Source organism: Salmonella sp. 2020_1395 (assembly GCF_043848115.1).
GTDB classification, from domain to species: domain Bacteria; phylum Pseudomonadota; class Gammaproteobacteria; order Enterobacterales; family Enterobacteriaceae; genus Salmonella; species Salmonella enterica.
Window position 1 is genome coordinate 70,945 of the sequence record NZ_JBCMFH010000015.1, and the last position, 20,155, is coordinate 91,099.

Below are 20,155 nucleotides of genomic sequence, written 5' to 3' on the forward strand. Positions count from 1 at the left end.
TTAATTTTTTGCTGTCTGGATACGTTGATACAGCCCGTAAAGCCGCGGTTTGTTTTTCAGACCGTCGTAAATAGGCTGTACTGCCTTCTGGAAGGGTTTTTTGTCGATCTCGTAGAATTCAACGTTGAAATCTTTTACCGCCGCCAGCCTGGTTTTCTCTATTTCCTTGTCCCATGCGGCTTTCTCAAATTCGATCGACGCCTTGATGGCGGCTTCGACGATGCGCTGCTGTTCCGACGTCAGCTTTTCCAGCGTGAGGGTACTCATTAGCAGGATATCGGGAATGCGGGTGTGCATATCGTAGGTGTAATAACGGGCGACTTCGCCGTGGCGGGCGATGGTGAGAGCGAACTCATTGTTTTCCGCGCCGTCGAGAATGCCTTGTTGTAACGAGGTATAGACCTCCGCCTGGCTCATGGCGATGGGCGAAGCGCCCAGCAGTTTGAGAGTTTGGATCGCCGTCTCACTCTGCATGACGCGGATCTTCTTCCCGCGTAAATCCTCAATGCGTTTAACCGGCGCTTTGCTCATATAAAAATTACGCGCGCCGGAATCATACCAGCCTACGCCGACAAAACCCTGTGCGGCGGTGGACTGATAAACAGGCTCCATCACCTGTGGGTTATCCATTACGCGGTAGTATTCATCGACGGTGGCAAACAGGTAGGGAAGTGAGAACACGCCGTACTCAGGCGAAAAACTCTCCATCAGCCCGGACGACACTTTAGTGATGTCGACGACGCCGACCTGCGTCAACTCCACCAGTTCGCGCTCGCCGCCAAGCTGTCCGTCCGGGAAGTACTGTACTTTGATATCGCCGCCCGTTTTCTCTTCAACTTGCTGTCCCAGGAAGTGCAACGCATCTTTTACCGGCTGGCTATTTTCAGCGTAGGCCAGGCGCAAAATGGTTTCGCCGTGGGAGAAGAAAGAGAGTGTGGAGAGTAAGGCCAGCGTAGCCAGACGTATAAAACCAGGTTGCTTCATAATTCCCTCGCAATTGTAATAATTTATCGGGAATGTAATTGCATGGTGAAATTATAACCTTCTTGATTTTGCCACCGCTGACAAAAATTGGCACCAAAAGAAAGATTTTGAAACCCTGTTTCACATTTCATGATTTCCAGGAATTCATCAACAGACGGTTTCGGTTGGAGGCGTAAAAAACGGTTTTTTTCAGCGGATGCCGTAACGTTTATAACCCTGGAAAAAGTACGGCATTGATAATCATTTTCAATATCATTTAATTAACTATAATGAACCAACTGCTTACGCGGCGTTAACACTGTGCCGCTCGACAATAATGGAGATGATTATGAGTTATACACTGCCATCCCTGCCGTACGCTTATGATGCACTGGAACCGCACTTCGATAAGCAGACGATGGAGATTCACCACACCAAACACCATCAAACCTATGTCAACAACGCTAACGCGGCGCTGGAAAACCTGCCTGAGTTTGCTGACCTGCCGGTTGAAGAACTGATTACTAAACTGGACCAGGTGCCAGCGGACAAAAAAACCGTGCTGCGTAACAACGCCGGCGGCCACGCTAACCACAGCCTGTTCTGGAAAGGGCTGAAAAAAGGCACCACTCTGCAGGGCGATCTGAAAGCGGCTATCGAGCGTGACTTCGGTTCCGTTGACAACTTCAAAGCTGAATTCGAAAAAGCAGCAGCAACCCGTTTCGGCTCCGGCTGGGCGTGGCTGGTGCTGAAAGGCGACAAACTGGCTGTGGTTTCTACCGCAAACCAGGATTCCCCGCTGATGGGTGAAGCCATTTCCGGCGCTTCCGGCTTCCCGATCCTGGGTCTGGACGTGTGGGAACACGCTTACTATCTGAAATTCCAGAACCGCCGCCCGGACTACATCAAAGAGTTCTGGAACGTGGTGAACTGGGACGAAGCAGCAGCGCGTTTCGCCGCTAAAAAATAATTTGCATTGCACGTCTGTAGAAGCGAGTCTGATGACTCGCTTTTTTTGTATCCGCGTAAGGAGCAGCAGATGCATTATCCGGTTGACGTGTTTATTGGCAAAATTCGTGACTATGACGGCAGCCGCCCGAGCGCTATCGCCAAGGTGCAAATCGACGGCGAACTCATGCTGACCGAGCTGGGTCTGGCAGGCGATCAGCAGGCCGAAAAGAAAATCCACGGCGGCCCCGACCGCGCGCTATGCCATTACCCCCGCGAACACTATGCTGATTGGATTCGCCAGTTCCCCGAGCAGGCGACGCTGTTTTGCGCCCCGGCGTTTGGCGAGAATCTGTCGACGGACGGAATGACCGAACACAACGTGTTTATTGGCGACATCTACCGCTGGGGCGAGGCGTTGATCCAGGTCACTCAGCCGCGCTCTCCATGCTTTAAACTTAATTTCCACTTTGCCATCAGCGACATGGCCCTCCTTATGCAGAACAGCGGAAAAACCGGCTGGCTGTATCGGGTCATTGCGCCAGGTAAGGTCTCCAGCGATGCGCCGCTGGAACTGGCGTCGCGTCTGAGCGATGTCTCGGTTCATGAAGCGGGTGTTATCGCCTGGTCTATGCCGTTTGATGACGAACAATATCACCGGCTGTTGAGCGCCGCCGGGCTGTCGGCGAGCTGGAGCCGCACCATGCAAAAGCGTCGTTTGAGCGGCAAAATTGAAGATAGCGCCAGACGACTGTGGGGGGATAAAACTCCGCCAAAATGAAAGGAAGGATTATGACTGAAGCTGAAAATGCGGTGGCGATCGTAAAAGAATTTTTGGTGGCCTCGATGATTCCCGATGCTGAACGCGCCGCAACGTATATGCACCCGGAGGTGAAAATTACCTTCACCGGAGGCCGGGCAATGGCGGGCGCGGCAGATATCGCGCAGTTTAACGGCGCTCGCTACAAGTGGGTGAAGAAGGCGCTGGGCGAGTTTGATGCGGTGCAGCATGATGATTACGTTGTGATTTATTCCAACGGTACGTTGTATGGCGAATGGCCCGACGGTCGCCCGTTTGCCGATAACCGCTTTATCGACCGCTTCGAAGTGCGCGATGGCAAAATTACCCGGATGGACGTGTGGAATGACAGCGCCGAGTGGATTCTGGCGCCGGACATTTCCCGGTAAATCTCGACGGCGAGATAAAAAATCGGCCTGCATTCGCAGGCCGATGGTTTTTAGGTTCGCTTGTACAGCGGTAGCCACAGCGTAAGCCGCAACCCGCCGAGCGGGCTATCGTCAGCCTTCACCCAGCCGCGGTGCTGCTGCATGGCGCTTTCGACAATCGCCAGCCCCAGCCCGGTGCCGCCAGACTCGCGGTCGCGCGCCTCATCAGTGCGATAGAACGGACGGAAGATCTGCTCGCGGTCTTCAGGGCTGACGCCCGGTCCGTCGTCATCGACCGTGATCGTAATACCGTCTTTATCCACCGAGAAGCCGACTTCAATCTTCGTATGTGAATAGCGCAGCGCATTACGAACAATATTTTCCAGCGCGCTTTCCAGCGCGTTTGGGTTGCCATAGAGCGGCCACGGCCCCGGCGGATAATTTACCGTTAACGACTTGCCCATCTGTTCGGCTTCAAAGGCGGCGTTATCCAGCACTTCGCCCCATAGCTGATTGGCTTTCATCGTTTCGCTGACCAGCGCGTTTTTCTGTTGGTTACGCGACATCACCAGCAGGTCATTGATCATGCTGTCCAGACGCTGCGCTTCGGTTTCAATACGCTCCAGCTCTTTGCTTTCGCCGCCACGACGACGCAGCAGCGCGGTACCCAGTTGCAGGCGCGTAAGGGGCGTTCGCAGCTCATGGGAGATGTCTGACAGCAAACGCTGCTGCGAGGTCATCATCCGTTCCAGCGCCGTCACCATCTGGTTAAAACTGGCGCCAGCGGCGAGGAACTCCTGCGGACCCGCCTCCAGCTCCGGATGCTGACGCAGGTTGCCTTGCGCCACTTCATCAGCCGCGTTTTTCAACTTACGCGCCGGTTTCGCCAGACTCCATGCCAGCCATAGCAAGAGCGGCGAACTGACCAGCATTGTGACAATGAGCAACAGGAGCGGGCGGTCAAACAGCAGATTAATAAAATCGGATTGCGAACTGCTGGCCGGTCGAATCAGGTAAAGCTGGTAATTATCCTCTCCGTCGCGAACGGAGAACGGCCCCACCATCTCTACGCGGCCATATTTTTTCTTCTGCGGATGATCGGCGTTATCCGCCTGACCAATGAAGTTACGAATGATCTGCATTTCGCTGCGTTCAGCACCGATCACGCGTCCTTCAGAGGTCACCAGTAATAACCGCTGTCCAGGCGGCGCCCACTTATCGATCGCGCGGAACAGGCGACGCCACCACATCAGGTCGTTGGGCGGATCGTTCGCAAGTTCAGCTTCTACATGTTGCTCTATCATCAATCCCTGGCGCTGTTCGCTGTCCAGCAGCTCGGTCATCTGGCGTGAATCGAGCTTGGGCAACATCAGTACCAGCATTAGCACCAGCGCCAGCGTCAACCAGAAGATGGCGAAGATGCGCGCGGTTAAACTTCCTATCATGAAGCGGAAACCATCAGATAGCCGCGACCACGCAATGTTTTAAACCACGGATGACCGTCTTTGCGTTCCGGCAGTTTGCGGCGCAGGTTAGAAATATGCATATCAATGGCGCGATCGAACGGCGTCAGGCGCTTGCCCAGCACTTCCTGACTTAAATGTTCACGGGAAACCACCTGGCCGAGGTGTTGCGCCAGCAAATAGAGCAGGGTGAACTCCGTACCGGTCAGCTCCAGCGTTTGGCCATCGAAACTGGCTTCCTGGCGGCCCGGATTAAGGCTTAGCGCATCGACTTCCAGCGTCGGCGAGCCGTTGTCGCTGCTCTGCTGCTGTTCGCTCCAGTGGGAACGGCGCAAAATAGCCCTGATGCGCGCTACCAGCTCGCGGTCGTTAAACGGTTTGGGCAAATAGTCGTCCGCGCCCAGCTCAAGGCCGAGAACGCGATCCAGCTCGCTGCCGCGCGCGGTCAGCATAATGACAGGCGTCTGGTGTGTCTGGCGAAGCGCTTTCAACGTATCGATACCGTTTTTCTTCGGCATCATGACGTCAAGCAAAAGTAAATCGATGCTGTCATCCAAAAGCTCAAGCGCCTGCTCGCCGTCGTGGGCCACCAGGACATTAAAACCTTCCATTTCGAGGAGCTCTTTTAACAGGGAAGTCAGCTCTCGGTCATCATCAACTAACAGGATTTTATTCATTGTTTACGTACCTCCGAGGCAGAAATTACGTCATCAGGCGTCGCTAATCCATGACTTTACGTTGTTTTACACCCCCTGACGCATGTTTGCAGCCCGAATCGTAAACTGTCTCTCGTTGAATCGCGACAGAAAAGATTTTGGGAGCAAGCGATGCGCAAAGTTACCGCTGCTGTTATGGCCTCAACGCTGGCATTCAGTTTTTTAAGCCACGCAGCTGAAGTTGTTACAAGCGATAACTGGCACCCCGGTGACGGGGCCACGCAGCGTAGCGCGCAAAATCATATGTTTGACGGCATAAGTTTAACCGAACATCAGCGTCAGCAGATGCGAGATCTTATGCAACAGGCAAGGCACGAACAGCCTCCTGTTAATGTTAGCGAAATGGAGACAATGCATCGGCTTGTCACCGCAGAAAAATTTGATGAAAGCGCTGTGCGCGCTCAGGCAGAAAAAATGGCGCAAGAGCAGGTTGCCCGCCAGGTCGAAATGGCCCGCGTGCGTAACCAGATGTATCGCCTGTTAACGCCGGAGCAGCAAGCGGTTTTGAATGAAAAGCATCAGCAACGAATGGAACAACTGCGCGACGTGGCGCAATGGCAAAAAAGTTCATCGTTGAAATTATTGAGTAGTAGCAACTCACGTTCCCAGTAACAACCCTGTTTTCCTTGCCATAGACACCATCCCTGTCTTCCCCCACATGATGTGGGGGTTTTTTTATCAAATACTTACATGCAATCAAAAGTAAAAACAGTTACTTATCGAAAGCTGTAAGGGTTTGGAGCGGTTTCAAAATTTCTTGAGTGTGGACACTATGTGGACACTCAGAGGGGGAAATTTATAACGTCACTCCGCCTTTTAGTGGATTCAGAGCGACGGCATTTTGCAGATAGTCAGGCGCAAGGTGCGCATAGGCCATCGTCTGCTGAATGCTCGCATGTCCCAGAATCTGTTGCAGTGCGATTATATTGCCCCCATTCATCATGAAATGGCTTGCGAATGTATGCCGCAGGATGTGGGTTGCCTGATTGGGTGGTATATCAGGTTTCACTCTGCGTAAAATCCCGCAAAATTTCTCATAATCAACTTTGAATAATTTGGCGCTGGCCTCCTCTTTAACTTTTTTCTCCAGTTCCTCAGAAATCGGCACGGTTCGCTTTTTACCGTTTTTGGTTTTCAGGAAGGTAACCCTGCAATTTGTAATCTGTGCTGGTTTTAGCGTGGCAACTTCCGTCCATCTTCCTCCAGTGCTCAGACATAAAAGCGCGACAAGTAAGTCATCACCAGCCAAAACATTTAACAGTTTTTCGATTTCTGCTTTTTCCAGGAACGTCATTTCAGGGTTGGCCTCCGCCAGTGGCGGCAGTCCGTGAATTGGGTGTTGCCCGGAAAATTCATCCAATTGAATTAATTTTGTGAACATGCCGGATAATCTGTACATGTCACGGTTTATCGTTGCGGCACTGATACCATCACGTAGTCGCATGGAACGATAATCCATCAAAGCCCTTTTACTCATCCTGCTCACTGGTATATCACCTATGCCGCTGATGGTTTTGAGTAGATGATTAAACTCTTTTGTTCCATGCTCGTGGTTTTGCCCGTGATATTTCCACCAGATGTCCAGCAACTCACTCAAAGTCCGGCGGTCTGCTCGCTGGCCTCCCCATTCTTTCTGACTGGCATTGGCGATTGTGTATCGCTCAAATGCTAGTGCTTCAGCTTTTCTTTCGAATTTCCTGCGGATGCGTTTTCCGTCGCGACCGCGAGGTCTAATGTCCACTTCATAGCGACCATCATCGAGCTTCTTAATTGCCATAAGAAAGCCCTCCGGCGCTGTATTCACCATCTTGGTAGCAAATGGTGAAAATGTAATCTTTATATAGAGTTAGCCAATCCTTTTCGCGGAGTGGTTGGACTCTGTTGACTCTGGCCCAATGTGCGCGAGAGCCGGTGCGATTTGTCCTGCGTCCGGCGCGGTTTTATCTGTCATAAGCCATAGAGCATATTTTTGGAATGTGGGATGCATAGTGATTTTTAGCAAAGCTGTGCCACCGGGTTCAAAGTTTCCTCCTTCATATTTTTTAAGTGTGCTTAGCGGTAACTCTATGATTTCACAGAATTTTGATTGGCTTAGCCCTTCAGCCTCACGCAAGGCCTTAATCTTTTCGCTTAATTTCATTTGACATGGTGCCTATATAGGGACTAAATTCCCTCAAAACTGGAACCTATATAGGTTCCATTGATTTGAGAATAAACCAGCGTCTAAACGGTTTTGAGTGGTTTAGAAAGAGCTGGATCCTATGAGGGTACCATATATGGACGCTGAAAATTATGTGATTCAGTATCCGCTTGATGCGGTTCATGTGGATAAATTTGCTGATTTATTAGGGAAGCCAAAGACAGCCGTCAGTGAAATGGTGAAGGCAAATAAATTACCAATTATTGAATTGCGTGATCCTTGCAAACCGAAGGCTCGTGCCGGTGAAAAATGGGTTTTCATTCCTGAGTTTAATCGCGCTGTACGTGAGGCGTTTTATAACCGACCGGTTGAACAGCGTGATGCATGGCTTTTGTGGATGGGGTTGTGATTATGAATGAGCCGCGTTGTATTGCTCAGTTATTGCGTAACGAAAGCCCCAGGGCGATTGACTTCACCATCACCCACGGTAAGGGGCGTAAGGGAATCATTATCCGCACCAAAAAACAGAGTCCGTTAAAGAAGGCTCTGACCTTTCTGAAAAGCCGGAGGGTCTGGAAATGACAGTGATGACGCTCAATCTCGTCGAAAAACAGCCAGCAGCTATGCGCCGGATAATTGGTAAGCATCTTGCCGTCCCTCGTTGGCAGGATACATGTGATTATTATAATCAGATGATGGAGCGCGAACGGCTAACAGTTTGCTTTCATGCGCAGTTAAAACAACGTCACGCAACGATGCGTTTTGAAGAAATGAACGACGTCGAACGTGAACGGCTGGTTTGTGCAATTGATGAATTGCGTGGGGCATTCTCAAAACGCCGTCAGGTTGGCGCAAGTGAGTATGCATATATTAGTTTTTTAACAGTCAGTCAGCGTCGTACTTTATTTATGCATGCCGGATTGACTGAAAAAGAATTCAATCAGCCATACTGGCGAATTAATGAAGAGTCATGTTACTGGCGTGATGCTTTATTCCGTGCATTACGTGAACTATTCAGTCTGTTTGAGTATGCACCGACAATTCTGACGTCGGTAAAACCAGAGCAATATTTGCATTAAATAATTAACCAGAGTTTTTAACGCACTTAATCGTGCGGGGCTTCTTTTTGCCTGGAGAAAGTCATGCATACAGTTTCTGAAAATCAGTGCGGTAAATACGCATTACTGCTGCAACAGGCCAGAACCGAAGCACAGGCCGACGCTGCGACGCGCTTTTCTTCTCATCTTGACGCCATGATTCTCCACATCACAAAGGCGGAGTTATCCCGCGTGGAGATAGTCGAGCTGCTCAGTCAGGAGTCGGAAAAATTTCACAATATCGGATTGTCTCGCGGGGAGGTGCTTTGATGTCCTGTTCTCGTTCAATTGTATTACTGAATAACGCCTTAAAAATCGCCGTTATGGAAAATGGCGATTTGTCTCTTATTCAACTTGGTCTTGATAAAGAAAAACGCGACATAACTGAATCTGTTATCGCGATTTATCAGAATGAATTAAACCTCCTGTCTGATGTGGTCAATTTACTTGTTAAACGCGCTGTATTTCATAAGCAAATTTCATCCGTGGATGAACTGACAAAATTAACGACAGAAATCGCCAGCTATTGCGCTGATGAATTTAAGAAGCTGAACGACAAAAGGAGCTGGTAATGCCGGACAACATAGATTTTATTCAGGAACAACAGGCTGAATTACTGGAGCGCCAGATTAACGCGGCAAGGGTAAAACATTGCGGTGTTTCTGCGCTGGTTTGCGAAGAGTGTGACGCGCCAATACCTGCTGCCCGTCGTGCAGCTTATCCGTCAGCCACGCGTTGTGTTTCCTGCCAGTCAGTCTTTGAAGCAAAAAACAAGCATTACCGGAGAATGGCATGAGTATTCGTATCGAAATTGGCGAACGTTATGTCGTTACCAGTGACAGCTTTCAGTTTATTCTCCACGAGAAAAAGAGAGCGGAAAGCGGTAAAAACGCCGGTCAGGAATGGCTGGCGGTGGTTGGTTATTACCCGAAATTAAGCCAGCTCGTTTCCGGCCTGATGCATCACGATATTCTGACCGGAAGCGCAAAGTCTTTTGCTGATTTAAACGCGCAGGTTGAGCAACTCAGCAAGCGTTGTTCTGGGGCATTTGGCTCATATGGCCGTTAAAGCCTCCGGGCGTTTTGTCCCTCCGTCAGCATTTGCCGCAGGCACCGGTAAGGCGTTTACCGGTGCTTATGCATGGAACGCGCCACGCGAGGCTGTCGGGCGCGAAAGACCTCTTACACGTGACGAGATGCGTCAGGTGCAAGGTGTTTTATCCACGATTAACCGCCTGCCTTACTTTTTGCGCTCGCTGTTTACTTCACGCTATGACTACATCCGGCGCAATAAAAGCCCGGTGCACGGGTTTTATTTCCTCACATCCACTTTTCAGCGTCGTTTATGGCCGCGCATTAAGCGCGTGAATCAGCGCCATGAAATGAACACCGACGCGTCGTTGCTGTTTCTGGCAGAGCGTGACCACTATGCGCGCCTGCCGGGAATGAATGACAAGGAGCTGAAAAAGTTTGCTGCCCGTATCTCATCGCAGCTTTTCATGATGTATGAGGAACTCTGCGATGCCTGGGTGGATGCGCATGGCGAAAAAGAATCGCTGTTTACGGATGAGGCGCAGGCACATCTGTATGGTCATGTTGCTGGCGCTGCACGTGCTTTCAATATTTCCCCGCTTTACTGGAAAAAATACCGTAAAGGGCAGATGACCACGAGGCAGGCATATTCTGCCATTGCCCGCCTGTTTAACGATGAGTGGTGGACTCATCAGCTTAAAGGCCAGCGTATGCGCTGGCATGAGGCGTTACTGATTGCTGTCGGGGAGGTCAATAAAGACCGTTCTCCTTATGCCAGTAAACATGCCATTCGTGATGTGCGTGCGCGCCGCCAGGCAAATCTGGAATTTCTTAAATCGTGTGACCTTGAAAACAAGGAAACCGGCGAGCGCATCGACCTTATCAGTAAGGTGATGGGCAGTATTTCTAATCCAGAAATTCGCCGGATGGAGCTGATGAACACCATCGCCGGTATTGAGCGTTACGCCGCCGCAGAGGGTGATGTGGGGATGTTTATCACGCTGACCGCGCCGTCAAAGTATCACCCGACACGTCAGGTCAGAAAAGGCGAAAGTAAAACCGTCCAGCTAAATCACGGCTGGAACGATGAGGCATTTAATCCAAAGGATGCGCAGCGTTATCTCTGCCGTATCTGGAGCCTGATGCGCACGGCATTCAAGGATAATGATTTACAGGCCTACGGTTTGCGTGTTGTTGAACCACACCACGACGGAACGCCGCACTGGCATATGATGCTTTTTTGTAATCCACGCCAGCGTAACCAGATTATTGAAATCATGCGTCGCTATGCGCTCAAAGAGGATGGCGACGAAAGAGGAGCCGCGCGAAACCGTTTTCAGGCAAAACATCTTAACCGGGGCGGTGCTGCGGGGTATATCGCAAAATACATCTCAAAAAACATCGATGGCTATGCACTGGATGGTCAGCTCGATAATGATACCGGCAGGCCGCTGAAAGATACTGCTGCGGCTGTTACCGCATGGGCGTCAACGTGGCGAATTCCGCAATTTAAAACGATTGGCCTGCCGACAATGGGGGCTTACCGTGAACTACGCAAATTGCCTCGCGGCGTCAGTATTGCTGATGAGTTTGACGAACGCGTCGAGGCTGCTCGCGCTGCCGCAGACAGTGGTGATTTTGCGTTGTATATCAGCGCGCAGGGTGGGGCAAATGTCCCGCGCGATTGTCAGACTGTCAGGGTTGCCCGTAGCCCGTCGGATGACGTTAACGAGTACGAGGAAGAAGTCGAGAGAGTGGTCGGCATTTACGCGCCGCATCTCGGCGCGCGTCATATTCATATCACCAGAACGACGGACTGGCGCATTGTGCCGAAAGTTCCGGTCGTTGAGCCTTTGACTTTAAAAAGCGGCATCGCCGCGCCTCGGAGTCCTGTCAATAACTGTGGAAAGCTCACCAGCGGTGATACTTCGTTACCGGCTCACACGCCTTCTGAGCACGCCGCAGCAGTGCTTAATCTGGTTGATGACGGTGTTATCGAATGGAATGACCCGGAGGTCGTGAGGGCGCTCAGGGGCGCATTAAAACACGGGCTGAGAACACCAAATCGTCAGCAGAGAAACGGAAGCCCGTTAAAACAGTATGAAATGGCACCATCGGCCAGACTGACCCGGTCGGAACGAATGCAAATTACCCGTATCCGCGTTGACCTCGCTCAGAACGGTATCAGGCCGCAGCGATGGGAGCTTGAGGCGCTGGCGCGTGGGGCGACCGTAAATTATGACGGGAAACATTTTACTTATCAGGTCGCTGATGAGTGGCCGGGATTCTCAACAGTATTAGAGTCAAACTCAGTGAAGCGTTAACTCAATCAATAGGAGTTTATAAGTTAGGCCTCGAGATTTTGTAGAAAGGGATGTATACTGAGCATCGTATAGATTTGGAGTGAATGATGACTGTAAAGGTGATAGACCTTTTTTGTGGTGCTGGCGGATTAACTCATGGTTTACAGCTTGCGGGGCTTGATGTCGTTGCAGGCATAGACCTTGAGGGGGAATGTCGGTTTCCCTATGAAAGAAACAATAAATCTAAGTTTATTGAGCAAGATATCGCTAAAGTAACAAAAGAGGAACTGCTGAGGCTTTATGGTGATGCGTCTGTAAAAGTATTGGCAGGATGCGCACCTTGCCAACCTTTTTCAAAATATACTCAAGGAAAAGATAAGGCTGATGATAAAAAATGGCCTCTTCTTTATGAGTTCGAACGTTTAATTCGCGAAGTATCTCCAGAAATCGTAACAATGGAGAACGTTCCTGATGTAACTAAACATAAAGTTTATAATGATTTTTATAATTCATTGTTAAAGTTGGGCTATTATGTTTGGGCGTCGAAGGTTGATTGTGTCGAATATGGAATCCCACAAAACCGTTCCCGTCATGTATTGTTGGCTTCAAAATTGGGGGCGATTGAGTTAGTAAAACGTGACGATGTTATTTTGAAAACAGTTAGAGATGCAATAGGAAATCTTCCTCCGTTAGAAGATGGCCAAACAGATCCAAATGATATATTACATAGAGCCAGTAAATTAAATCCGATTAATAAAAAAAGAATTATACACTCTGTTCCTGGTGGTACATGGAAGGACTGGCCGAAGGAGCTGATTGCTGCTTGTCATATGAAATCTAGCGGTAAAGGATATGCTAGTGTATATGGGCGCATGTCTTGGGATAAGCCGAGTCCAACAATTACAACTCTTTGTTATGGTTTCGGAAATGGACGTTTTGGACATCCAGAACAGCATAGAGCGATTTCTCTTAGAGAGGCTGCTTTATTGCAAACTTTTCCGATGGATTATATCTTTGTAGAAGACAAAGACAAGTTTGTTATAAGAAGTATTGGGAAAATGATAGGTAATGCTGTTCCTGTGGAACTAGGAAAAGCAATTGGGCAATCAATCAAGAACCATTTAGAATGATAAAATGGCCTGCTTTGCAGGCCTTATTACTATTGTTCTAAATATTCATTATTATTTATATAGTGCTCTATATTATTCGCGATTGCATCAAGATAGGCGATTACTTCTAATGAAATATTCTCTAAGTCCTGATATGAAACATTTTTTCCAATCTCAGCAAATGATACATTGCCATGAGATAAATCATTACGATGTTGTTTGACAGTGGCTAATTTTTCACCATGTTTAGTGTGAGTGTAATCAGAATATGTTGAAAAACCATATATTTTCGATTTTTCTTTGATTTCCTCTCTATCAATATTTCCTGAGAATATTTTCTTTTTGTTGAAAGTGCCATAAGATATACCGCAAGATATACCTTTAGTAAGACGGTTAACTAAACTTTCAATATTTACAGATTCATTTTTTAATCTTTTTAATATTTCTGACCTGATATTTTTCCTGAGTTTGTCAAATTCTACGTTTCTATCATAAATAGTCTCATGAATAAGGCAGATAGCTTCTCTCATTGTTGATTCAATGAGGTTATATAATAGAATATATACTGCCCCCTTTAGAGTTTTTCGTGATTGAGCAGTAATGGAGAACTTATGTTCTTTATCATCAGATGATATCAGTTCTGCACCGGCATACTCAATAAATTTCAAAAGATCTAAATAGGCCAAGATCTCTCCTGACCTTTCGTCAAAATCCTCACGAAAACGATCCATGTTAATCCTCTAATAATTTATCCCGAACATATTCAATTCGTTCAATTACCTTCACGCGACTATTAGCTCCGTCTGAAGTGGTCAATCGTTTGAATTCTTCTGAGCTTAGCCAATCCAAGTTCTTGGGAACAAGGTCAGGGATTTCACGTAATGCAAGTGCTGCGCCAACAGCGAGAGATTCGAATCTAACTCGAGGTGTAGATTTTGCAGTAATAGTTTTCTTGAATCCTGCTGGGAAATAGTTATCAACAAAAGATAGAACATTAGCAAACTCTTGTTTCATTGAGTTTTGTTTAGTTTCGTCTATATCTCGATTTTCTAACATATAGTCATTTAGAAAATCCCGTACGGAATGATCAAAGTTCTTGTACTTATCTAAGTAGGCAAAGAATCTTAATGTAAATTCTAACCGTTCATCTCGTTTTTCTTTAGTCTGAGATAAAGGTGCTAATTCTTTAAATTTAGGTATTGTTGAGCATGGCTTAATAACCTGTGTATATAAATTTGTTGAACCAAGTTCTGATCCTTTACGGACTTCCATATCTTTCAATATATCGCTGCCAGAGTTAATACGTTCAAAAAGATCTCTACGGGTTTCTTCATTGCATTTAGAACTCAATTCTATAACGCGGACAGGAATTCTCATGAAACGACGTTGACGTGATAATGGTAAATCTTGGAATTTGAAACCATTAAGGGCGTCTAAAGATTTCAGATCTTGTAAAACTAATTCATTTTGGATAAAAGCGTGTATAGTCCTAACTCGCTGTGAGCCATCAACAATCTCAATTCGCCCATCTAAATCGGGATCTTCGGAGAGAACATCTGCTGTAAATATATATGGTATAGGAAAACCCAAAATCAAAGACTCTATCAATCTTGATTGTCTTTTTTCACTCCAAACAAAATCCCTTTGATAATCAGGAACAAAGAGTTCGTTAGTATCATCCTCTAATCCGCTATGATACTTATTAACTAATAACTCAACGGTAAATTCTTTGGTCTCAAAATCCACATCCTTTTGCTCAGCACGAATTTGCTCTTCAGCGTTTTGCTTTATCACCTCTAGCTGAGCAAGCAACTCTGCTCTTTTCTTGGCATTATCTTCATTTTCTAGTTGAGATTTTAAATCAATAATGTCCATGTCTAGCTCCCTTAACAAGTGTTAAAAATTGAAGCGGATAGCATACCGCATAGATCATGAAAAATGCCATCATGTGCATGGATTTGCATGCGTCAGAAGTCGCTTTTATTGTTAGTTATCACTAGCGATGGTGTGCTCTTGGAGTGTTCATGCAACTGCATTAAAAACGCCCCATGAAGCGGGCGGGCGAGGCGGGGAAAGCACTGCGCGCTGGCGGTGGTGCTGATTTTATTTTTTCAGCGTCTGAGCGCGTCGTGAAGGTGTTTACTTGGCCTGCTGGGGCGTTGGTGTGTCTGCGGGGTGTTTTGTGCGGTGGTGAGCGTGTGAGGGCGTGATGACGTGCTGTAAAAAAGCCGCCCGCAGGCGGCGATGTTCAGCCGTTGTCAGTGTCCAGTGAGTAGTTTTTAAAGCGGATGACCTCCTGACCGAGCCAGCCGTTTATCTCGCGGATCCTGTCCTGTAACGGGATAAGCTCATTGCGGACAAAGACCTTTGCCACTTTCTCAATATCACCCAGCGACCCGACGTTCTCCGGCTTGCCCCCCATCAACTGAAAGGGGATGCGGTGTGCGTCCAGCAGGTCAGCGGCGCTGGCTTTTTTGATATTAAAAAAATCGTCCTTCGTCGCCACTTCACTGAGCGGGATAATTTTAATGCCGTCGGCTTTCCCCTGCGGGGCATAGAGAAACAGATTTTTAAAGTTATTGCGGCCTTTCGACTTAACCATGTTTTCGCGAAGCATTTCGATATCGTTGCGATCCTGCACGGCATCGGTGACGTACATGATGTATCCGGCATGTGCGCCATTTTCGTAATACTTTCGGCGGAACAGCGTGGCCGACTCATTCAGCCAGGCAGAATTAAGGGCGCTGAGATATTCCGGCAGGCCGTACAACTCCTGATTAATATCCGGCTCCAGCAGGTGAAACACGGAGCCGGGCGCGAAGGCTGTCGGTTCGTTGAAGGACGGCACCCACCAGTAAACATCCTCTTCCACCCCACGGCGGGTATATTTTGCCGGTGAGGTTTCCAGTCTGATGACCTTACCGGTGGTGCTGTAACGCTTTTCCAGAAACGCATTACCGAACACCAGAAAATCCAGCACAAAGCGGCTGAAATCCTGTTGTGAAAGCCACGGATGCGGGATAAATGTCGAGGCCAGAATATTGCGTTTGACGTAAATCGGTGAGCTGTGATGCACGGCAGCACGCAGGCTTTTTGCCAGACCGGTAAAGCTGACCGGCGGCTCATACCATCTGCCGTTACTGATGCACTCGACGTAATCCAGAATGTCACGGCGGTCGAGTACCGGCACCGGCTCACCAAAGGTGAATGCCTCCATTTTCGGGGCGCTGGCGGTCATTGTTTTCACCGCTGGCTGCGGTGTTTTCCCTTTTTTCTTGCTCATCAGTAAAACTCCAGAATGGTGGATGTCAGCGGGGTGCTGATACCGGCGGTGAGTGGCTCATTTAACAGGGCATGCATGGTCGCCCAGGCGAGGTCGGCGTGGCTGGCTTCCTCGCTGCGGCTGGCCTCATAGGTGGCGCTGCGTCCGCTGCTGGTCATGGTCTTGCGGATAGCCATAAACGAGCTGGTGATGTCGGTGGCGCTGACGTCATATTCCAGACAGCCACGGCGGATGACGTCTTTTGCCTTGAGCACCATTGCGGTTTTCATTTCCGGCGTGTAGCGGATGTCGCGCGCGGCGGGATAGAACGAGCGCACGAGCTGGAACACGCCGACACCGAGGCCGGTGGCATCAATACCGATGTATTCGACGTTGTATTTTTCGGTGAGTTTGCGGATGGATTCCGCCTGGGTGGCAAAGTCCATGCCTTTCCACTGGTGACGCTCAAGTATTCTGAATTTGCCACCGGCCACCACCGGCGGTGCCAGTACCACGCATCCGGCGCTGTCGCCACGGTGTGACGGGTCGTAACCAATCCATACCGGACGTGAGCCGAACGGATTGGCGGCAAACGGCGCATAGTCTTCCCATTCTTCCAGCGTGTCGACCATGCAGCGTTGCAGCTCCTCGAACGGGAACACCGACGCCTTGTCGTCAACAAATTCACACATGAACAGGTTTTTAAAATCGTCGGCGCTGTTTTCGCGTTTGAGCTGTTCAATGTCGAACAGCGTGCAGCCGCCTTTCAGGGCGTCCTCAATGGTGACAATCTGCCGCCACTGACCGTCCGCACAGAGAAGCCCTCCGGCAAGGGCGTTATGACTGACGTCGATCTCCACGCGTTCAGCGGCGCTGGCGCGTCCCCGGTTGAACAGTTCACCCGACCAGAACGGGTAGGCGTCGTGCGCCAGCGTGGACGGGGTGGAGAAATAGGTCGAGCGCAGGTGACTCTGTGAGGCCATACCTGATGCCACCTTACGCAGTACCTGAAAATTCGGGATCCAGAAAATCTCGTCGACGTACAGGTCGCCGTTATGGCTCTGCGCGGTGTTGGAGTTGGTGCCGAGAAAAATCAGTTTTGCGCCGTTATTGCCCAGGACAATCGGGTCACCGGTCAGGTCAACGTCAACCAGCCGGGCAAAGGCGATGATGTATTCGCGGAATACATACGCCTGCGTTTTACTGGCCGACAGAAAAATCTGGTTATGACCGGTTTTCAGGGCACGCAGCAGCGCCTCGCGGGAAAAATAAAACGTCGCGCCAATCTGGCGGGATTTCAGGATATCGCGGATGCGGTGCTCAAGCCCGGCGCGATACCAGTGCAACTGATAGTCGAAAGACTGCTCAAAGAAAATCTGCTCCAGCTTTTCGATGGCCTCGTCACTGAAAAAATTCTTTTTCGGTTTGCGACGCCCGCCTTTGTTGCGGTTAGCGACGTTCGGATTAAGGTCTGCCTCGTTGCCGGTCTGACTGTAACGGTTTACCCGTGCCAGTCGTTCAATCTGGCGTCCCAGAAGGTCAATTTCCTTGAAGTCACCGCCGGTTTTCTGCGGTTTGATGATGAGCTGGGTCAGCCGCGCTTCCAGGCTCATTTCGACACGGCTGATGGGGGCAACGCTGTCCCAGCCGTCGCGCTGTTTCCAGCTCTGCACCGTCGGGCGTTTCATCTGCAACATGGCGGCAATCTGCGGCACGGAAAACCCCTGCCAGTACAGCAGCGCCGCCTGACGACGCGGGTCGTGTAAAAGAGTGGTGTCTGTGGTGATGGTCATGAATACCTCGCCGTGATGAATACACGGCAAGGCTACTGAGTCGCGCCCCGCGATTCGCTAAGGTGCTGTTGTGTCAGTGATAAGCCATCCGGGACTGATGGCGGAGGATGCGCATCGTCGGGAAACTGATGCCGACATGTGACTCCTCTAATCACTATTCAGGACTCCTGACAATGGCAAAAAAAGCATCAAAATTCTTTCGTATCGGCGTTGAGGGTGACACCTGTGACGGGCGTGTCATCAGTGCGCAGGATATTCAGGAAATGGCCGAAACCTTTGACCCGCGAGTCTATGGTTGCCGCATTAACCTGGAACATCTGCGCGGCATCCTGCCTGACGGTATTTTTAAGCGTTATGGCGATGTGGTCGAACTGAAGGCCGAAAAGATTGACGATGATTCGGCGCTGAAAGGCAAATGGGCGCTGTTTGCGAAAATCACCCCGACCGATGACCTTATCGCGATGAACAAGGCCGCGCAGAAGGTCTATACCTCAATGGAAATTCAGCCGAACTTTGCCAATACAGGCAAATGTTATCTGGTGGGTCTGGCCGTCACCGATGACCCGGCAAGCCTCGGCACGGAATACCTGGAATTCTGCCGCACGGCAAAACACAACCCCCTGAACCGCTTCAAATTAAGCCCTGAAAACCTGATTTCAGTGGCAACGCCTGTTGAGCTGGAATTTGAAGACCTGCCTGAAACCGTGTTCACCGCCCTGACCGAAAAGGTGAAATCCATTTTTGGCCGCAAACAGGCCAGCGATGACGCCCGTCTGAATGACGTGCATGAAGCGGTGACCGCTGTTGCTGAACATGTGCAGGAAAAACTGAGCGCCACTGAGCAGCGCCTTGCTGAGATGGAAACCGCCTTTTCCGCACTTAAGCAGGATGTGACTGACAGGGCGGATGAAACCAGTCAGGCATTCACCCGCCTGAAAAACAGTCTCGACCACACCGAAAGTCTGACCCAGCAGCGCCGCAGTAAAGCCACCGGCGGTGGCGGTGACGCCCTGATGACGAACTGCTGACCGGCGTCAGTCAGTCCGGGAAAACCTTCACGATTAACCCTTAATTTCAGGAAAAACTATGCGCCAGGAAACCCGCTTTAAATTTAATGCCTACCTGTCCCGTGTTGCCGAACTGAACGGCATCGACGCCGGTGATGTGTCGAAAAAATTCACCGTTGAACCGTCGGTCACCCAGACCCTGATGAACACCATGCAGGAGTCCTCTGACTTTCTGACCCGCATCAACATTGTGCCGGTCAGCGAAATGAAAGGGGAAAAAATTGGTATCGGTGTCACCGGCTCCATCGCCAGCACCACCGACACCGCCGGTGGCACCGAGCGTCAGCCGAAGGACTTCTCGAAGCTGGCGTCCAACAAGTACGAATGCGACCAGGTTAACTTCGATTTTTATATCCGCTACAAAACGCTGGACCTGTGGGCGCGTTATCAGGATTTCCAGCTCCGTATCCGTAACGCCATTATCAAACGCCAGTCCCTTGATTTCATCATGGCCGGTTTTAACGGCGTGAAGCGTGCCGAAACCTCTGACCGCAACAGTAATCCGATGCTGCAGGATGTGGCGGTCGGCTGGCTGCAGAAATACCGCAATGAAGCCCCGGCGCGCGTGATGAGCAAGGTCACTGACGAGGAAGGTCACACGACCTCTGAGGTCATCCGCGTGGGTAAGGGCGGTGATTATGCCAGCCTTGATGCACTGGTGATGGATGCGACCAACAATCTGATCGAACCGTGGTATCAGGAAGACCCTGACCTTGTGGTGATAGTGGGACGTCAGTTACTGGCGGACAAGTATTTCCCCATCGTTAACAAGGAGCAGGACAACAGCGAAATGCTGGCCGCTGACGTCATCATCAGCCAGAAACGCATCGGTAACCTGCCAGCGGTACGCGTCCCGTACTTCCCGGCGGATGCGATGCTCATCACGAAGCTGGAAAACCTGTCCATCTACTACATGGATGACAGCCATCGCCGCGTGATTGAGGAAAACCCGAAACTCGACCGCGTGGAGAACTACGAGTCAATGAACATTGATTACGTGGTGGAAGACTACGCCGCCGGTTGTCTGGTGGAAAAAATTAAGGTCGGTGATTTCTCCACACTGGCTAAAGCGACCGCAGAGCCGGGAGCGTAACCG

The 20,155-nt window shown here is 49.8% G+C and carries 24 protein-coding genes; 15 read left to right on the plus strand and 9 right to left on the minus strand.

Annotation, left to right across the window (positions count from 1 at the left end; all coding sequences use genetic code 11):
- Positions 1-984 (minus strand): TRAP transporter substrate-binding protein, encoded by a 984-nt coding sequence (locus tag ACH0WD_RS19835; RefSeq protein ID WP_000812818.1) that lies wholly within the window; start codon positions 982-984, stop codon positions 1-3.
- A gap of 328 nt (positions 985-1,312) precedes the next feature.
- On the opposite strand from ACH0WD_RS19835, the gene sodA reads away from it, so the two are divergent.
- The 3 genes from sodA (at position 1,313) to ACH0WD_RS19850 (ending at position 3,099) form a co-directional block, all read left to right on the plus strand.
- Positions 1,313-1,933 carry a superoxide dismutase [Mn] gene (gene sodA, locus ACH0WD_RS19840; protein ID WP_000122632.1) on the plus strand — a complete coding sequence of 207 codons (621 nt, stop codon included), beginning with the start codon at positions 1,313-1,315 and terminating at the stop codon, positions 1,931-1,933.
- A 69-nt stretch (positions 1,934-2,002) separates the two neighbouring features.
- The gene (yiiM, locus tag ACH0WD_RS19845) at positions 2,003-2,692 is read left to right on the plus strand and encodes a 6-hydroxyaminopurine reductase (protein ID WP_000559225.1); all 690 of its coding nucleotides are present in this window, start codon (positions 2,003-2,005) and stop codon (positions 2,690-2,692) included.
- 11 nt (positions 2,693-2,703) lie between these two features.
- Positions 2,704-3,099 carry a nuclear transport factor 2 family protein gene (locus ACH0WD_RS19850; RefSeq protein WP_000133441.1) on the plus strand — a complete coding sequence of 132 codons (396 nt, stop codon included), beginning with the start codon at positions 2,704-2,706 and terminating at the stop codon, positions 3,097-3,099.
- 50 nt (positions 3,100-3,149) lie between these two features.
- Here ACH0WD_RS19850 and cpxA read toward each other — a convergent pair whose 3' ends face one another.
- Both cpxA and cpxR read right to left on the minus strand, forming a co-directional pair.
- Positions 3,150-4,523 (minus strand): envelope stress sensor histidine kinase CpxA, encoded by a 1,374-nt coding sequence (gene cpxA / locus ACH0WD_RS19855; protein WP_000580402.1) that lies wholly within the window; start codon positions 4,521-4,523, stop codon positions 3,150-3,152.
- Positions 4,520-5,218, minus strand: a complete 699-nt coding sequence (cpxR, locus tag ACH0WD_RS19860; RefSeq protein WP_001033731.1) for an envelope stress response regulator transcription factor CpxR — start codon at positions 5,216-5,218, stop codon at positions 4,520-4,522. The genes cpxA and cpxR overlap by 4 nt, the downstream gene beginning before the upstream one ends.
- A 150-nt stretch (positions 5,219-5,368) precedes the next feature.
- On the opposite strand from cpxR, the gene cpxP reads away from it, so the two are divergent.
- A complete protein-coding gene (gene cpxP, locus ACH0WD_RS19865) occupies positions 5,369-5,869 on the plus strand; it encodes a cell-envelope stress modulator CpxP (RefSeq protein ID WP_001233463.1) in 501 nt (166 codons plus the stop codon).
- 184 nt (positions 5,870-6,053) lie between these two features.
- Here cpxP and ACH0WD_RS19870 read toward each other — a convergent pair whose 3' ends face one another.
- Both ACH0WD_RS19870 and ACH0WD_RS19875 read right to left on the minus strand, forming a co-directional pair.
- Positions 6,054-7,034 carry a tyrosine-type recombinase/integrase gene (locus tag ACH0WD_RS19870; protein ID WP_000985246.1) on the minus strand — a complete coding sequence of 327 codons (981 nt, stop codon included), beginning with the start codon at positions 7,032-7,034 and terminating at the stop codon, positions 6,054-6,056.
- 69 nt (positions 7,035-7,103) lie between these two features.
- A complete protein-coding gene (locus ACH0WD_RS19875; RefSeq protein WP_000777029.1) occupies positions 7,104-7,397 on the minus strand; it encodes a DNA-binding transcriptional regulator in 294 nt (97 codons plus the stop codon).
- A gap of 136 nt (positions 7,398-7,533) precedes the next feature.
- Between ACH0WD_RS19875 and ACH0WD_RS19880 the strand changes: the two genes are divergently transcribed.
- The 9 genes from ACH0WD_RS19880 (at position 7,534) to ACH0WD_RS19920 (ending at position 12,958) form a co-directional block, all read left to right on the plus strand.
- Complete coding sequence (locus tag ACH0WD_RS19880; protein ID WP_001308179.1) at positions 7,534-7,806, plus strand: Cox family DNA-binding protein; 273 nt, start codon at positions 7,534-7,536, stop codon at positions 7,804-7,806.
- 2 nt (positions 7,807-7,808) lie between these two features.
- Positions 7,809-7,979, plus strand: coding sequence for a hypothetical protein (locus tag ACH0WD_RS19885; RefSeq protein ID WP_001005162.1), 171 nt, complete (start codon positions 7,809-7,811; stop codon positions 7,977-7,979).
- On the plus strand, positions 7,976-8,476 hold the full coding sequence (locus tag ACH0WD_RS19890) for a hypothetical protein (protein ID WP_000217670.1): 501 nt from the start codon (positions 7,976-7,978) through the stop codon (positions 8,474-8,476). The genes ACH0WD_RS19885 and ACH0WD_RS19890 overlap by 4 nt, the downstream gene beginning before the upstream one ends.
- Positions 8,477-8,539: 63 nt before the next feature.
- Positions 8,540-8,764 (plus strand): DUF2732 family protein, encoded by a 225-nt coding sequence (locus tag ACH0WD_RS19895; RefSeq protein ID WP_395202165.1) that lies wholly within the window; start codon positions 8,540-8,542, stop codon positions 8,762-8,764.
- Positions 8,764-9,066 (plus strand): DUF5405 family protein, encoded by a 303-nt coding sequence (locus ACH0WD_RS19900; RefSeq protein ID WP_023136036.1) that lies wholly within the window; start codon positions 8,764-8,766, stop codon positions 9,064-9,066. The genes ACH0WD_RS19895 and ACH0WD_RS19900 overlap by 1 nt, the downstream gene beginning before the upstream one ends.
- On the plus strand, positions 9,066-9,290 hold the full coding sequence (locus ACH0WD_RS19905) for a TraR/DksA family transcriptional regulator (protein WP_001113163.1): 225 nt from the start codon (positions 9,066-9,068) through the stop codon (positions 9,288-9,290). The genes ACH0WD_RS19900 and ACH0WD_RS19905 overlap by 1 nt, the downstream gene beginning before the upstream one ends.
- Positions 9,287-9,562: a DUF5405 family protein gene (locus ACH0WD_RS19910; protein WP_023136037.1), complete on the plus strand. Its 276-nt coding sequence runs from the start codon at positions 9,287-9,289 to the stop codon at positions 9,560-9,562. Before ACH0WD_RS19905 ends, ACH0WD_RS19910 begins: the two co-directional genes overlap by 4 nt.
- Positions 9,552-11,849 (plus strand): replication endonuclease, encoded by a 2,298-nt coding sequence (locus tag ACH0WD_RS19915; protein WP_254534444.1) that lies wholly within the window; start codon positions 9,552-9,554, stop codon positions 11,847-11,849. Before ACH0WD_RS19910 ends, ACH0WD_RS19915 begins: the two co-directional genes overlap by 11 nt.
- An 86-nt stretch (positions 11,850-11,935) precedes the next feature.
- Positions 11,936-12,958 carry a DNA cytosine methyltransferase gene (locus ACH0WD_RS19920; protein WP_001697730.1) on the plus strand — a complete coding sequence of 341 codons (1,023 nt, stop codon included), beginning with the start codon at positions 11,936-11,938 and terminating at the stop codon, positions 12,956-12,958.
- A 29-nt stretch (positions 12,959-12,987) separates the two neighbouring features.
- Here the strand turns inward: ACH0WD_RS19920 and ACH0WD_RS19925 are convergent, their stop codons facing one another.
- From ACH0WD_RS19925 to ACH0WD_RS19940, 4 genes are all read right to left on the minus strand, one after another.
- Positions 12,988-13,668 carry an MAE_28990/MAE_18760 family HEPN-like nuclease gene (locus tag ACH0WD_RS19925; protein WP_000373633.1) on the minus strand — a complete coding sequence of 227 codons (681 nt, stop codon included), beginning with the start codon at positions 13,666-13,668 and terminating at the stop codon, positions 12,988-12,990.
- Between the two features lies 1 nt (position 13,669).
- Positions 13,670-14,812 (minus strand): DUF262 domain-containing protein, encoded by a 1,143-nt coding sequence (locus ACH0WD_RS19930; RefSeq protein WP_000351260.1) that lies wholly within the window; start codon positions 14,810-14,812, stop codon positions 13,670-13,672.
- 373 nt (positions 14,813-15,185) lie between these two features.
- On the minus strand, positions 15,186-16,220 hold the full coding sequence (locus tag ACH0WD_RS19935; protein ID WP_000038188.1) for a phage portal protein: 1,035 nt from the start codon (positions 16,218-16,220) through the stop codon (positions 15,186-15,188).
- Positions 16,220-17,992, minus strand: a complete 1,773-nt coding sequence (locus ACH0WD_RS19940; protein ID WP_000156861.1) for a terminase ATPase subunit family protein — start codon at positions 17,990-17,992, stop codon at positions 16,220-16,222. Before ACH0WD_RS19940 ends, ACH0WD_RS19935 begins: the two co-directional genes overlap by 1 nt.
- Positions 17,993-18,165: 173 nt before the next feature.
- Here ACH0WD_RS19940 and ACH0WD_RS19945 point away from each other — a divergent pair, with 173 nt between their 5' ends.
- The gene (locus ACH0WD_RS19945) at positions 18,166-19,020 is read left to right on the plus strand and encodes a GPO family capsid scaffolding protein (RefSeq protein ID WP_001074420.1); all 855 of its coding nucleotides are present in this window, start codon (positions 18,166-18,168) and stop codon (positions 19,018-19,020) included.
- A 58-nt stretch (positions 19,021-19,078) separates the two neighbouring features.
- Complete coding sequence (locus tag ACH0WD_RS19950) at positions 19,079-20,152, plus strand: phage major capsid protein, P2 family (RefSeq protein ID WP_001248595.1); 1,074 nt, start codon at positions 19,079-19,081, stop codon at positions 20,150-20,152.
- Positions 20,153-20,155: the final 3 nt, after the last annotated feature.

What these genes read in the sequence shown, in the direction of transcription:
- cpxP (WP_001233463.1), top strand. Translation starts at nt 5,369, where the DNA reads ATGCGCAAAGTTACCGCTGCTGTTATGGCCTCAACGCTGGCATTCAGT.
- ACH0WD_RS19915 (WP_254534444.1), top strand. Translation starts at nt 9,552, where the DNA reads ATGGCCGTTAAAGCCTCCGGGCGTTTTGTCCCTCCGTCAGCATTTGCC.
- ACH0WD_RS19935 (WP_000038188.1), bottom strand. Translation starts at nt 16,220, where the DNA reads ATGAGCAAGAAAAAAGGGAAAACACCGCAGCCAGCGGTGAAAACAATG.
- cpxA (WP_000580402.1), bottom strand. Translation starts at nt 4,523, where the DNA reads ATGATAGGAAGTTTAACCGCGCGCATCTTCGCCATCTTCTGGTTGACG.
- ACH0WD_RS19900 (WP_023136036.1), top strand. Translation starts at nt 8,764, where the DNA reads ATGTCCTGTTCTCGTTCAATTGTATTACTGAATAACGCCTTAAAAATC.
- ACH0WD_RS19850 (WP_000133441.1), top strand. Translation starts at nt 2,704, where the DNA reads ATGACTGAAGCTGAAAATGCGGTGGCGATCGTAAAAGAATTTTTGGTG.
- ACH0WD_RS19950 (WP_001248595.1), top strand. Translation starts at nt 19,079, where the DNA reads ATGCGCCAGGAAACCCGCTTTAAATTTAATGCCTACCTGTCCCGTGTT.
- cpxR (WP_001033731.1), bottom strand. Translation starts at nt 5,218, where the DNA reads ATGAATAAAATCCTGTTAGTTGATGATGACCGAGAGCTGACTTCCCTG.
- sodA (WP_000122632.1), top strand. Translation starts at nt 1,313, where the DNA reads ATGAGTTATACACTGCCATCCCTGCCGTACGCTTATGATGCACTGGAA.
- ACH0WD_RS19905 (WP_001113163.1), top strand. Translation starts at nt 9,066, where the DNA reads ATGCCGGACAACATAGATTTTATTCAGGAACAACAGGCTGAATTACTG.
- ACH0WD_RS19835 (WP_000812818.1), bottom strand. Translation starts at nt 984, where the DNA reads ATGAAGCAACCTGGTTTTATACGTCTGGCTACGCTGGCCTTACTCTCC.
- ACH0WD_RS19870 (WP_000985246.1), bottom strand. Translation starts at nt 7,034, where the DNA reads ATGGCAATTAAGAAGCTCGATGATGGTCGCTATGAAGTGGACATTAGA.
- ACH0WD_RS19895 (WP_395202165.1), top strand. Translation starts at nt 8,540, where the DNA reads ATGCATACAGTTTCTGAAAATCAGTGCGGTAAATACGCATTACTGCTG.
- yiiM (WP_000559225.1), top strand. Translation starts at nt 2,003, where the DNA reads ATGCATTATCCGGTTGACGTGTTTATTGGCAAAATTCGTGACTATGAC.
- ACH0WD_RS19910 (WP_023136037.1), top strand. Translation starts at nt 9,287, where the DNA reads ATGAGTATTCGTATCGAAATTGGCGAACGTTATGTCGTTACCAGTGAC.
- ACH0WD_RS19920 (WP_001697730.1), top strand. Translation starts at nt 11,936, where the DNA reads ATGACTGTAAAGGTGATAGACCTTTTTTGTGGTGCTGGCGGATTAACT.
- ACH0WD_RS19945 (WP_001074420.1), top strand. Translation starts at nt 18,166, where the DNA reads ATGGCAAAAAAAGCATCAAAATTCTTTCGTATCGGCGTTGAGGGTGAC.
- ACH0WD_RS19925 (WP_000373633.1), bottom strand. Translation starts at nt 13,668, where the DNA reads ATGGATCGTTTTCGTGAGGATTTTGACGAAAGGTCAGGAGAGATCTTG.
- ACH0WD_RS19890 (WP_000217670.1), top strand. Translation starts at nt 7,976, where the DNA reads ATGACAGTGATGACGCTCAATCTCGTCGAAAAACAGCCAGCAGCTATG.
- ACH0WD_RS19930 (WP_000351260.1), bottom strand. Translation starts at nt 14,812, where the DNA reads ATGGACATTATTGATTTAAAATCTCAACTAGAAAATGAAGATAATGCC.
- ACH0WD_RS19880 (WP_001308179.1), top strand. Translation starts at nt 7,534, where the DNA reads ATGGACGCTGAAAATTATGTGATTCAGTATCCGCTTGATGCGGTTCAT.
- ACH0WD_RS19940 (WP_000156861.1), bottom strand. Translation starts at nt 17,992, where the DNA reads ATGACCATCACCACAGACACCACTCTTTTACACGACCCGCGTCGTCAG.
- ACH0WD_RS19885 (WP_001005162.1), top strand. Translation starts at nt 7,809, where the DNA reads ATGAATGAGCCGCGTTGTATTGCTCAGTTATTGCGTAACGAAAGCCCC.
- ACH0WD_RS19875 (WP_000777029.1), bottom strand. Translation starts at nt 7,397, where the DNA reads ATGAAATTAAGCGAAAAGATTAAGGCCTTGCGTGAGGCTGAAGGGCTA.